General features: G+C 71.9%; 12 protein-coding genes. 4 read left to right on the top strand and 8 right to left on the bottom strand.

Annotated elements, in window-relative coordinates:
* Window positions 1-12 precede the first annotated feature (12 nt).
* From ACH41F_RS00865 to ACH41F_RS00850, 4 genes are all read right to left on the bottom strand, one after another.
* Window positions 13-861 carry an isoprenyl transferase gene (locus tag ACH41F_RS00865; RefSeq protein ID WP_391229167.1) on the bottom strand — a complete coding sequence of 283 codons (849 nt, stop codon included), beginning with the start codon at window positions 859-861 and terminating at the stop codon, window positions 13-15.
* A 23-nt stretch (window positions 862-884) separates the two neighbouring features.
* Window positions 885-1,631, bottom strand: a complete 747-nt coding sequence (gene recO, locus ACH41F_RS00860) for a DNA repair protein RecO (RefSeq protein WP_391229165.1) — start codon at window positions 1,629-1,631, stop codon at window positions 885-887.
* 46 nt (window positions 1,632-1,677) lie between these two features.
* A complete protein-coding gene (locus ACH41F_RS00855; protein ID WP_391229163.1) occupies window positions 1,678-1,899 on the bottom strand; it encodes a hypothetical protein in 222 nt (73 codons plus the stop codon).
* 110 nt (window positions 1,900-2,009) lie between these two features.
* Window positions 2,010-2,846: a hypothetical protein gene (locus ACH41F_RS00850; RefSeq protein ID WP_391229162.1), complete on the bottom strand. Its 837-nt coding sequence runs from the start codon at window positions 2,844-2,846 to the stop codon at window positions 2,010-2,012.
* A 138-nt stretch (window positions 2,847-2,984) separates the two neighbouring features.
* On the opposite strand from ACH41F_RS00850, the gene ACH41F_RS00845 reads away from it, so the two are divergent.
* Window positions 2,985-4,457, top strand: a complete 1,473-nt coding sequence (locus ACH41F_RS00845) for an alpha/beta fold hydrolase (RefSeq protein WP_391229161.1) — start codon at window positions 2,985-2,987, stop codon at window positions 4,455-4,457.
* Here the strand turns inward: ACH41F_RS00845 and ACH41F_RS00840 are convergent.
* Window positions 4,445-5,593 carry an abortive phage infection protein gene (locus ACH41F_RS00840; protein WP_398831949.1) on the bottom strand — a complete coding sequence of 383 codons (1,149 nt, stop codon included), beginning with the start codon at window positions 5,591-5,593 and terminating at the stop codon, window positions 4,445-4,447. The genes ACH41F_RS00845 and ACH41F_RS00840 overlap by 13 nt on opposite strands.
* Before the next feature lie 68 nt (window positions 5,594-5,661).
* Between ACH41F_RS00840 and bla the strand changes: the two genes are divergently transcribed.
* Window positions 5,662-6,585: a class A beta-lactamase gene (gene bla, locus ACH41F_RS00835; protein ID WP_391229159.1), complete on the top strand. Its 924-nt coding sequence runs from the start codon at window positions 5,662-5,664 to the stop codon at window positions 6,583-6,585.
* A gap of 11 nt (window positions 6,586-6,596) precedes the next feature.
* Here the strand turns inward: bla and ACH41F_RS00830 are convergent, their stop codons facing one another.
* Window positions 6,597-7,034, bottom strand: a complete 438-nt coding sequence (locus ACH41F_RS00830) for a protein phosphatase (protein ID WP_391229158.1) — start codon at window positions 7,032-7,034, stop codon at window positions 6,597-6,599.
* 105 nt (window positions 7,035-7,139) lie between these two features.
* On the opposite strand from ACH41F_RS00830, the gene ACH41F_RS00825 reads away from it, so the two are divergent.
* Window positions 7,140-8,075 (top strand): dihydrodipicolinate synthase family protein, encoded by a 936-nt coding sequence (locus ACH41F_RS00825; protein WP_398831945.1) that lies wholly within the window; start codon window positions 7,140-7,142, stop codon window positions 8,073-8,075.
* Between the two features lie 58 nt (window positions 8,076-8,133).
* Here the strand turns inward: ACH41F_RS00825 and ACH41F_RS00820 are convergent, their stop codons facing one another.
* Both ACH41F_RS00820 and leuA read right to left on the bottom strand, forming a co-directional pair.
* Entirely contained in the window at window positions 8,134-8,829 is a 696-nt protein-coding gene (locus ACH41F_RS00820; RefSeq protein ID WP_391229154.1) for a TerB family tellurite resistance protein, read from the bottom strand.
* A gap of 280 nt (window positions 8,830-9,109) precedes the next feature.
* On the bottom strand, window positions 9,110-10,831 hold the full coding sequence (gene leuA, locus ACH41F_RS00815; RefSeq protein WP_398831943.1) for a 2-isopropylmalate synthase: 1,722 nt from the start codon (window positions 10,829-10,831) through the stop codon (window positions 9,110-9,112).
* Window positions 10,832-11,150: 319 nt separating this feature from the next.
* Between leuA and ACH41F_RS00810 the strand changes: the two genes are divergently transcribed.
* A complete protein-coding gene (locus tag ACH41F_RS00810) occupies window positions 11,151-12,221 on the top strand; it encodes a M4 family metallopeptidase (protein WP_398831941.1) in 1,071 nt (356 codons plus the stop codon).
* Window positions 12,222-12,228 lie beyond the last annotated feature (7 nt).

Below are 12,228 nucleotides of genomic sequence, written 5' to 3'. Positions count from 1 at the left end.
CCCGGGCGGCGGCTACCGCCCCCGCTGCTCGGGAGTCCTGCCCTGCATGGCCAGGAGTTCCTCGTTCGGGATCGCGCCGCCGAAGCGGCGGTCCCGGGAGGCGAACTCCACACACGCCCGCCACAGGTCGCGGCGGTCGAAGTCCGGCCACAGCACGTCCTGGAAGACCATCTCGGCGTACGCGCTCTGCCACAGCAGGTAGTTGGAGGTGCGCTGCTCGCCGCTGGGCCGCAGGAACAGGTCCACGTCCGGCATGTCCGGGTAGTACAGATACTTCGCGAAGGTCTTCTCGGTCACCTTCGACGGGTCCAGACGGCCGGCCCGGACATCCTCCGCGAGGGCCTGCGCGGCGTCGGCGATCTCGGCGCGGCCGCCGTAGTTCATGCAGAAGTACAGCGTGAGCCGGTCGTTGTCCTTGGTCTGCTCCTGGGCGATCTGGAGCTCCTTGGCGACCGACTTCCACAGCTTGGGCATCCGGCCCACCCAGCGCACCCGGATGCCGAGTTCGTCGAGGGTGTCGCGGGTCTTGCGGATGAAGTCGCGGTTGAAGTTCATCAGGAAGCGGACCTCGTCGGGCGAGCGCTTCCAGTTCTCGGTGGAGAACGCGTACAGCGAGATGGCGCCCACGCCGATCTCGACCGCCCCCTGGAGCACGTCCAGGACGCGCTCGGCACCGACCTTGTGGCCCTCGGTGCGCGGCAGACCCCGCTCCTTGGCCCAGCGGCCGTTGCCGTCCATGACGATCGCCACATGGTTCGGGACGAGTTCGCCGGGGAGCTTCGGCGCGCGGGCACCGGAGGGGTGCGGTTCCGGCGACTTGTACTCGCGGCGCTGGCGCCCCAACAGCCGGCCTACGACCATGTGCTTCTCGATTCCTCTTCGTCTTACTTCTCTACGTAACGCAGCGAGCGGAGTCCGCGTTCCAGATGCCAGTGCAGATAGGCGGAGACCAGCCCGCTGCCCTCCCGGACATGCCGCGGCTCGCTCGCGTCCGCGGTCTCCCAGTCTCCCGTAAGGAGCGCGGCGAGGAGTTCCAGGGTCTGCGGTGAGGGTACGACGCTCCCCGGCACCCGGCAGTCCACGCAGACGGAACCGCCCGCACCGACCGAGAAGAACCGGTTCGGCCCGGGCATTCCGCACCGGGCGCAGTCGCTGAAGGTGGGGGCGTACCCGTTGACGGCGAGGGAGCGCAGCAGGAAGGCGTCGAGCACGAGGTGCGGGGCGTGCTCGCCGCGGGAGAGCGTCCGCAGGGCGCCGACGAGCAGCAGGTACTGCTGGACGGCGGGCTCGCCCTCGTGGTCGGTGAAGCGCTCGGCGGTCTCCAGCATGGCCGTCCCGGCGGTGTAGCGCGCGTAGTCGCTGACGATCCCGCCGCCGTAGGGCGCGATGGTCTCGCTCTGGGTGCACAGCGGCAGCCCGCGCCCCACCAGCTCGCTGCCGCGCGCGAAGAACTGCACGTCGACGTGGGAGAAGGGTTCGAGCCGCGCCCCGAACTTCGACTTGGTCCTGCGCACCCCCCGCGCCACCGCCCGCACCCGCCCGTGACCGCGCGTGAGCAGCGTGATGATCCGGTCGGCTTCACCGAGCTTCTGGGTACGCAGCACGATGCCGTCGTCACGGAACAGGCTCATGGGTCCATTCTCGCGTACGCGCGGAGCGCGGCGGGGCCGGTCCGCCTCAAGGGACCTCGCCGCGGCCGTGTGCGTCCGTCGGCGCGGTCCCGGCGCCGAGCCGCTCGGCGGGGGTGGCGCGGCGGATCCCGGCGGGGTCCGCGTCCCACTCCTTGCCGCCGCCGTAGGGCCTGAGCTGCACGTACGGCCCCTCGTGCCCCATGACGATGCCGACCCTTCCGCTGCGGGTGTCCACCACGTGGCTTCCGACGGGGGGTGGGGGTTTCATGTCCGCTCCTCTTTCGTCGCCGTCAGCTGGCTCCCCGACCCTGCCGAGTTTCACGCTTTTCACCTGCGGTGTGAGGGACTGCTCCTACACTCGGCAGGAGTCTGTCCGTGTCACAGCGCGGTGATCAGGGTGTCGACACGCAGCCACAGATCGGCGGAGTACACGCCCGTGACGCGCACGGAGACGAGGTCGGTCTCACCGTCGTCGTCCTCCGGGAAGGGCCGGCACCGGGCGAGGTGCACCCGGACCGCGTGCAGGCCACCCTCCAGCGGACAGTCGTACCAGCCGGTGACGTCCTCCTCGTCGTCGGTGTCCTCGATGCCGAGCGCGACGGTGTCCCAGTCGGTGTCGTCGAACTCGTACACGAGGTAGCCGGAGAGCACCTCCAGGAAGGTGCGCAGGTGCGCGCTGTGGACGGCGCCGCCGAGTTCGCGCTCGGCGTGGACGGGGCAGGGGGTCAGGCCCCCGCTGACGGCGTGCCGGTCACCGGTGGTCACGTGCAGGCCCGCCCAGAGGTCCAGCCCCCACAGGGCACCGCGCGGGTCGTACGCGCCCCGGGGCAGCCGGGGGACGCGCTTACGGCCGGTCGGGTCCAGCTCGTACGGCACCTCGAAGGCGTCGCTCCAGCGGTCGAGTTCGGCCGTCCAGCGGCCCTCGGCCTGCGCCGCGCCGAGTCCGAGGTAGTGCCCGATCTCCGCCCAGGAGGCCCCTCGCTCCCGCTCGTAGACGACAGCCCGCGCCAGCAACCGCTCGGCGGCCTCCCCGACGCTCACCGCCTCGCTGACCCGGCCGCCCGGGCCGGTGTCCACGTCGTTGCGGGTCGCCACCAGGGCTTGGGCGCGGGAGGCGGCGTGCACGGCCTGCGCACACAGGGCGAGGCGCGCCAGGGCCGCACGCGAGTAGGCGGCGCGGTCGTCGTCGTAGGGGGTGGTACGGGGCAGGGTCACGGGGGCACGATTCCACGGCGTCCCTCCCCGGTCGCCCGGATTTTCCGCGGCGCCCCGCCCGGGCGGGGGCAATCCCCCGTGCCGACAAGGCAGTTGGCCGGATGGGGCGGTCGCCGAAGATCCGCGAGGCTCGTGGTCATGAAGCAGACCGCACGCACCGCCGCCCTCGTCGCCGTCACCGCCGTCACGCTCGGCGTCGTCACCCCGCTCACCGCGAGCGCCGCCTCCCCCGCCCTGGAGTGGACGCGGTGCGCGGGTCCGGCCGTCGACCCCCGCCAGCAGTGCGCCACCCTCGAGGTCCCCATGGACTACGCCGATCCGGGCGGCCGGAAGATCTCCGTCGCCGTGTCCCGGATCCCGAGCGAGAACCCGGACGCCCGGCGCGGGGCACTGTTCCTGATCCCCGGCGGGCCGGGCGGGTCGAGTCTCAACGACCCCTCGGGCAAGGGGCAGCGGCTCCCGCAGGAGGTGCGCGACGCCTACGACCTGATCGGGTTCGCGCCGCGCGGGCTCGCGCCCTCCACCGCCGTCACCTGCGGGCTCGACCACGCCGACCTCGCCCTGTCCAAGCTGCGGCCCTGGCCCGCCGCCGACGGGTCCGTCGACGACAACCTGGTCACCGCCCGGCGGATGGCGGACGCCTGCGCGGCGAACGGCGGCGAGCTGCTCCGGCACCTGAGCACCCGCAACGAGGCCCGGGACCTCGACCGGCTGCGGGCGGCGCTCGGCGAGCGGAAGATCTCCGCGTGGGGGGTGTCGTACGGGACGTACGTGGGCGCCGTCTACGCCGAACTGTTCCCGCGCCGCACCGACCGTCTCGTGCTGGACAGCAACGACGACCCCGACCCGCGGAAGGTGTCCCGGGCCTGGCTCGCCGGGCACGAGCGGGGCGTCGAGGACACCTTCCCGGAGTTCGCCGAGTGGGCGGCGCGGCCCGACAACCCGTACCGGCTCGCCGGGAGCGCCGCCGAGGTGCGGCCGCTGTTCCTGAGGCTGGCCGCGCGGCTGGACCGGGAGCCGATGCCGTGGCCCGGGGCCAACCCGCAGGAGCTCAACGGCAACGTGCTGCGTCAGACCATGCTGGACAGCCTCTACGACCCCGACGACTTCCCCGTCCTGGCGAAGCTGATGCTGGCCGCGGAGAGCGGCACCCTGCCGCCCGCGCCCGCCTCGCCGCCCGACGCGGTCCTGCAGAACGTGGCCGCGGTCGGCGCCGGCACCCTGTGCAACGACGTTGCCTGGCCGCGCGCCGCGGCCGTGTACCGCAAGGGTGTCGCGGAGAGCCGGGCCAGGTACCCGCTCACCGCCGGGATGCCGCGCAACGCGATGGTCTGCGCCGCCTGGCCGTACGCGCCCGAGGAGGCGCCGGTCCGCGTCACCGGCCGAGGGCCGTCGAACATCCTGCTCGTGCAGAACGAACGGGACGTCGCCACCCCCGTGAGCGGCGCCCTGAAGCTCCGCGAGGCCCTCGGCCGGCGTGCGGTCATGGTCACCGTGGACTCCACGGGCCACGACGCCTATCTGGACAACGGCAACGCGTGCGGGGACGGGCTCGTGTCGCGGTTCCTGGCCACCGGTGAGCGTCCCGCCGGCGACACCTACTGCCGCTGACCGGCCCGGCGGTAGGCACGGGCCACCGCGTGGAACGCCGCCTTCGGCTCCCGGTGCCAGCGGGTGTCCGGGTCGCCGGGGCGGTCCTGGAGCGCCTTGGTGATGCCGTAGCTCGCCATGTCGAGGTCGTGGCGGGGGTCGCCGGGGCGGTGCGGGGCGTCGGCGGTGAGGAACTCGAACACCATCGCGGCGTACAGGTTCATCGACTCGAAGACGTCCAACAGGTCGGTGAGGTAGGCGGCCTGGGTGCGCTCGCTGCGGACCGGGACCGGGTCCTTGATCTCCGGCGGGGTCTTGTCGTGGTCGACGATGTCCCAGCCCATGCCGCCCGCCTCGGGGGCGCCCCGGTAGGGGCAGGTGCCGAACTCGGTGACGGCGACGGGCTTGCCCCAGCGCAGGTGCTGCCTCACCTCCCGTACGTAATCGGCTCGTCGGGGGAAGTACGAGTAGTAGTCGATGCCCACGACGTCGAAGAGGTTCCAGTCGACGACGTCGATCTCGGGGGCGGAGGCGTAGCTGAGGCGGCCGTGGAAGACCGTGCGGCCGAGCGCCGCCGCCCGCGCGGTGAAACGGGCGAGGCGGGCCTGCATGGCCGCCCAGTCGACGGTGCCGTTCTGGAGGTTGTCGATGCGCTCGAAGACGTCGTCCCCGGGGATGATCCCGGGCACGAACAGCCAGAACTCGCAGCCCACGCTGAACTCGACGCTCGCGCCCTGCCGGCGCAGCCGCTCCGCGAACCGGCCGGTCTCGGCGAGGTGTTCCAGGACGTCCCGCTCCGGGACGTCGCCGAGGGTCGGCTGGAGCCACACGTGCAGTCCGAGCTCGGCGGCCTCGGCGGCGGTGGCGGTGAGCCGCTCGACGCCGTCGCCGGTGACGTCGACGGTGTCGGCGTGCAGGTCGTCACGGATGGTTCGCAGGTCCGCCCGCATCCGCGCGGCGCTCCACGCGGTGGCCGGCGTCTCCCCCGCGCCGACGGTGTAGACGACCCCCCGCCGGGTCAGGCCCCGCCGTGCCCCGGCCCCCCTGTCCCGGCCCGCCGCCGTCGCGCGCCCCGCCGGCAGCAGCGCCCCGCCCGCCGCGACCGCCGCCGCGCCCGCCAGGAACTGTGCCCGATCGATCCCCTTGGTGTTCTCCATAGGGCCACTGTGGCGAGCCGGCGCCCGCACCGCCGTCCGCCGATGGTCTACGGGCCCGCAACCAACGGATGACGTCCGGCGTCGATCTACTGAGAGATCATCCATGTCATCGGACGAAGGAGAGCGCGATCTTCACCCGACGTACGCTTCTCGCAGCCTCGGCCGCCACGCTGCTCGCGGCCACCCCGGCACAGGCCACCCCCGAGGTCACCGGCCGCCTGCGCGAGCTGGAGACCGAACACGGGGCCCGTCTGGGGGTGTTCGCCCGCGACCTCGGCACCGGACGGACGGTCCGGCACCGCGCCGACGAACTGTTCCCGATGTGCTCGCTGTTCAAGACCCTGGCCTCCGCGGCCGTCCTGCGCGATCTGGACCGGCACGGCGAGTTCCTGTCCCGCCGGATCCACTACACGGACGCCGACCTGCCGGCAGAGGGCTCCGACACGACCCGTGAGCACCTGGCCGACGGCATGACGGTCGCCGAACTCGCCGAGGTCGCCATCACCTTCAGCGACAACGGCGCGGGCAACCTGCTGCTGCGCGAACTCGGCGGCCCCACCGCCATCACCCGTTTCGCCCGCTCCCTCGGCGACCGGGTGACCCGCCTGGACCGCTGGGAGACGGAGCTCAACTCGGCGGAGCCGTGGCGGATCACGGACACCACGAGCCCGCGCGCGATCGGCCGGACGTACGGCCGGCTGGTCCTCGGCGACGCCCTGAACCGCCCCGACCGCCGGCTCCTGACCCACTGGTTGCTCAACAACACCACCAGCGGCACCCGGTTGCGCGCCGGGCTGCCCAAATCCTGGACGGTCGCGGACAAGACGGGAGGCGGCTCCTACGGCACCAACAACAACACGGGTATCGCCTGGAAGCCGGACGGGACCCCGGTGCTGCTGGCGATCCTGACGACGAAGCCGGAGCAATCGGCCGCCCGGGACGACGTCCTGGTCGCCGAGACGGCCAAGTTCCTGGCAGAGACGCTCGGTTGACCGGCGCGGGCCTACGCGGTCCCTGAGAACCGCCGCACATAGCGCCGTTGCCACGGCGTCTCCACCGCCCGCCGGTGGTAGTGCGCCCGGACGTACGCGACGGCCTCGTCCGCCGGTACGCCGTCCAGGACCGCCAGACAGGCCAGCGCCGTCCCCGTCCGCCCGCGCCCGCCTCCGCAGGCCACCTCGACGCGAACACCCGCGGCGCGCTCCCAGGCCTCGGTCAGCGCGGCGCGGGCGTCGGGCCCGTCCGCCGGGAGCCGGAAGTCGGGCCAGCGGACCCAACGGGACTCCCAGGGCACCTCGGGCGGCCGGGAGCCGAGGAGATAGAGGGCGTACGACGGCGTCGGCGCCTCCGGTCCGAGCGGATACCGCAGGCCGCGGCCGCGCACCAGCCGTCCGGACGGCAGCCGCATGACTCCCGCCAGGTTCGTGTCCCACTGGTCCATGGGCCCATTCGACCACGCCCCGCCTCCCGCCCGCCGCCCGATTTCCCGCCCCCGGGCGCGGCACACTGTCCCGGTAGGCCAGAGCCACGACCCCAGGGAGCCTCGATGACGATCCCCGCCCCGCTGACCGGTGTCGTCCCGCCCGTCTGCACGCCCCTGACCCCCTCCCGCGAGGTGGACGTCCCCTCGCTGCTCCGGCTCGTCGACCATCTGGTGCGGGGCGGGGTGCACGGGCTGTTCGTGCTCGGCACGTCGTCGGAGGCGGCGTATCTGACGGACGCGCAGCGCAGGCTGGTCGTGGAGACGGTCACGGGGCATGTCGGCGGTCAACTCCCGGTCCTGGCGGGCGCGATCGACATGACGACCCCGCGGGTCCTGGACCATGTGGCGGCGGTGACGGCGGCGGGCGCGGACGCCGTGGTCGTGATCTCCCCGTTCTACACGGCCACCCACCCCGCGGAGGTCGCCCGCCACTACCACCTGGTCGCCGCGGCCGCTCCGGTCCCGGTCCTCGCCTACGACCTCCCCACGGCCGTCCACACCAAGCTGCCCGCGGAACTGGTGCTCGAACTCGCCGCCGAGGGCGTCCTCGCCGGCCTCAAGGACTCCAGCGGTGACCTGGGCGCGTTCCGCGAGGTGGTCGTCGGGGCCAGGACCCGCGGCGACATCCACGGCTTCAGCGTCCTGACCGGCTCCGAGCTCATCGTGGACGCGGCGCTCCAGGTCGGCGCGGACGGCGCGGTGCCGGGCCTGGCGAACGTGGACCCGGAGGGTTACGTGCGGCTGGACCGGCTGTGCCGGGCGGGTGACTGGGAACGGGCCCGGGTGGAACAGGAGCGGTTGTGCGCGCTGTTCGGGATGGTGCGGGCGGGGGACGCGGGCAGGATGGGGGGCTCCTCGGCGGCGTTGGGCGCGTTCAAGGCGGCGCTGTACCTGCGGGGCGTCATCGGGTGCCCGGTGACCGCCGAGCCCCAGGTGGGCCTGTCCGAGGCCGAGGTCGAGACGGTGGGTAAGTTCCTTGCCGCGGCGGGCCTGTTGTAGGAACCCGGCCGGCACAGCGCACCCGGGTGTGCGCCTCCCCCGGGGAGCGGTGGCGGTCCTACGACGGTGTACGGGCCGCGGCGAGCAGCCGGGTCACGTCGTCCGCGCAGATGGTGAGCGCGGCGCCGACGGTGGCGAGGGCGTCGCGCTCGGCGGGGGTGTACGGGCCGTCGGCCAGGGCGATCCGGGCTCCCTGGAGCAGGATCGACTCACGGCCGGCCGGGGCGAGGTGGGGGGCCAGCGGGTCCAGTGCCTCGTGGAGCTCGATGGCGAGGCCGGGACCGCAGGGCTCGCCGAAGACCCGCCCGGTGTCGGCGGCCAGCGCCTCGACCAGGGCGCCGAGCTGTTCCTGCGTGCAGTCGTCGAAGCCGGCGGCACGGACCGTGCCCGCGGCCGTCTCCAGTGCCGTACGGGAACAGGTGCCGCCCGCGGCGAGCACCGCGAGGGCGACGGTGTGGACGGCGTCGCGGAGCATCGCGGAGAAGCGGGTGGTGGTCGGGTGGTCGAGGACGTCGGTGCCGAAGTGGCGCTTGCACGCCGCGCACTCCACCACCGGGCCGGTCTCGCCGCGCGGCAGCACGGGCATGCCGAGAAGGGTGAAGCGGCGCCTGCCGGTCAGCCGCTGGTAGTTGCGGTCGCCTCCGCAGCCCGGGCAGAAGAACTCCCCGTCGCCCGTCGGCGTCCACGCGGTACGGCAGCCCAGAATGCGCGCAGCACTGGCGGCACGGCCGTTTCGTCCCCGTCCTGGCAGCACGTCGCACCTCCGCGTGACCGCACGGCAACATCGCCGTGCTGGCGTGATGTTAGCCACATCCGGGTGCCCGAGTCAGCACCTTGGACGAGACCTTTCCGTGACCTGCACAGAGGGATGGCCGAAAAGGGACGAGGCCCTGCCCGCTGTATGACAGCGGGCAGGGCCTCGAAACGCCGGTGCGGGTGATGCCCTCAGGGGCGCGGGGCTGCAGATGTCAGCAGCTCCGCTGCGGGGCGCGACCAGCCACGACGGCGCCGCGGCCGGCCCCGTGCGGCAGCCTCTAGCGCGCAGCCCTGTTCACGGCGGAGACGACCGCCTTCAGCGAGGCACGCGTCGTGTTCGCATCGATCCCGATCCCCCACAGAACCTTGCCGTCGATCGCGCATTCGATGTAGGACGCGGCCTGCGCGGACGCGCCCTCGCTCATCGTGTGCTCCTGGTAGTCCAGCAGCCGTACGTCGATCCCGATGGACTGCAGCGCGTCGAAGAAGGCCGAGATCGGACCGTTGCCGGAACCGGTCAGGACCGTGTCCTGACCATCCACGGTGGCCTCCACCTTCAGCGTGTCCACGCCGTCGGTGTCGGTGGTCGACTGGTTGTTCTTGACCTGGACACGGCCCCACGGGTTCTCGGGGTTCGGCAGGTACTCGTCCTGGAACACCGCCCAGATGTCGGAGCCCTTGACCTCGCCGCCCTCGGCGTCCGTCTTGGCCTGGATGAGCTTGGAGAACTCGATCTGCATCCGGCGCGGCAGGTCCAGCTTGTGGTCGTTCTTCAGGACGTACGCGATACCGCCCTTGCCGGACTGCGAGTTGACCCGGATGACCGCCTCGTAGGAGCGGCCGACGTCCTTGGGGTCGATCGGCAGGTACGGCACGGCCCACTCGATGTCGTCGACGGTGACGCCCTTGGCGGCCGCGTCGGCCTCCATGGCGTCGAAGCCCTTCTTGATGGCGTCCTGGTGGGAGCCGGAGAAGGACGTGTAGACCAGGTCGCCCACGTACGGGTGGCGCGGGTGGACCTCCATCTGGTTGCAGTACTCCCACGTGCGACGGATCTCGTCGATGTCGGAGAAGTCGATCTGCGGGTCGACGCCCTGGGAGAACAGGTTCATGCCCAGGGTGACCAGGTCGACGTTGCCGGTGCGCTCGCCCTGTCCGAACAGGCAGCCCTCGACGCGGTCGGCACCGGCCATCAGCGCCAGCTCGGCGGCGGCGACGGCGGTGCCGCGGTCGTTGTGCGGGTGGACCGAGACGCACACGTACTCGCGGCGGGAGAGGTTGCGGCTCATCCACTCGAAGCGGTCCGCGTGCGTGGAGGGGGTCGAACGCTCCACGGTGGCGGGCAGGTTGAGGATGATCTCGCGGCCCGGACCCGGCTGGTAGACGTCCATCACCGCCTCGCAGACCTCCAGCGCGAAGTCCAGCTCGGTGTCGGTGAAGATCTCGGGGCTGTACTGGTAGCCGAACTCGGTCTCGGGGCCCAGCAGCTTCTCCGCGTACTCCATCACCAGACGCGTGCCGTCGACGGCGATCTGCTTGATGTCGTCCCTGGAGCCGCGGAAGACCACGCGGCGGAAGACGGGGGCGGTGGCGTTGTACAGGTGCATGGTGGCCCGCTTGGCGCCCTTCAGGGACTCCACCGTGCGCTCGATCAGGTCCTCGCGGGCCTGGGTCAGTACGGAGATGGTGACGTCGTCCGGGATCGCGCCCGGCTCCTCGATGATCGACCGTACGAAATCGAAGTCCGTCTGGCCCGACGCCGGGAAGCCGACCTCGATCTCCTTGTAGCCCATCTTGACCAGCTGGTCGAACATCCGGCGCTTTCGCTCGGGCGACATCGGGTCGATCAGGGCCTGGTTGCCGTCGCGCAGGTCAGTGGAGAGCCAGCGGGGGGCGACGGTGATCCGGTTGTTCGGCCAGGTGCGGTCCGGGATGTCGACCTGCTCGTACTGGCCGTACTTGTGGATCGGCATGGAACTGGGCTGTTGGCGGTTCGCCATGATGCGGGGGCTCCTCAGGATGTCCGGAAAGGACGGCCGACACGCAACGCGAAGCTCCGCGGGGAGGGAGTCGACCTGGACTACAGGCCCTCGCCGCGGCAGCTAAGAAGAAGCAGCCCGAAACGCATGATGCGAAGCATGGTAGCCGAGCCGGTTCGGACGCGGGGCGCCGTATCAGTATGCGGGACCAGGGTCGCAAAGTGGACAAAAAGTGCGCCATACCACTTCGTCACGGAGCGTGCCGTTCCCTGTCCGCATATTTCACCAATCATGGTTGCGGGTAGTGACACGGACATAACGCAGTGCAATGGTGCCGGGCATGACGACCCACGGGGGCCCAGAGCCCGTCTTCTGCACCGTCGTACCACCGCACGTCCTCGACAAGCTCGCCCGGTCCGAGGACCCCGCGCTCGCCGACCCCGCGCGCAGGACCCTTCAGCGCGACGCCTACGAGCGCACCCACCGCCGGCTGACCACGGTCGTCGGCGCCCCCTCCATCGCCGCGCCCGCCGACGCCGAGCCCGGCAAGCCGCACCGCACGATCCACGACGCCGGCCACCGCACCGACCTGCCCGGCCGGAAGGTCCGCGGCGAGGGCGAGGAGCCCGGAACGGACGCCACGGTCAACCGCGCCTACGCGGGCCTCGGGGCCACCTTCGAGCTGTTCCTGAGCGCCTACGCACGCGACTCCATCGACGGCGGCGGACTCCCGCTGGACGCCACCGTCCACTACGACGAGAACTACAACAACGCCTTCTGGAACGGCGAACAGATGGTGTTCGGCGACGGGGACGGCGAGATCTTCCTCGACTTCACCCTCCCGATCGACGTCATCGGCCACGAACTCACCCACGGCGTCACGCAGTACACGGCCAACCTCACCTACTTCGGCCAGCCCGGCGCGCTCAACGAGTCGATGTCCGACGTCTTCGGCTCCCTCATCAAGCAGCACACCCTCGGCCAGACCGCCGACGAGGCCGACTGGCTGATCGGCGCCGGGCTCCTCGCCCCGCGCGTCACCGGCTCGGCCCTGCGCTCGATGAAGGCCCCGGGCACGGCGTACGACGACGACGTCCTCGGCAAGGACCCGCAGCCCGCGACCATGGACGACTTCGTCCGCACCGGCCGCGACAACGGCGGCGTCCACATCAACTCCGGCATCCCCAACCACGCGTTCTACAGCGTCGCCACCACCCTCGGCGGCCACGCCTGGGAGCGGGCCGGACAGATCTGGTACGACGTCCTGACCGGCGGCCAACTCAAGAAGGACGCCCTGTTCACCGACTTCGCGGCGCTGACCGTGGCCGCGGCCAGGGCCCGCTACCAGGACGGCGAGGAGCTTCAGGCCGTCCTGAAGGCCTGGGAGCGGGTCGGGGTGCGCACGGCGTAGTTCCGTA

This window comes from Streptomyces sp. NPDC020489 (assembly GCF_044386545.1).
Classification (GTDB): Bacteria; Actinomycetota; Actinomycetes; order Streptomycetales; family Streptomycetaceae; genus Streptomyces.
This window is presented reverse-complemented; position numbering and strand designations above follow the sequence as displayed.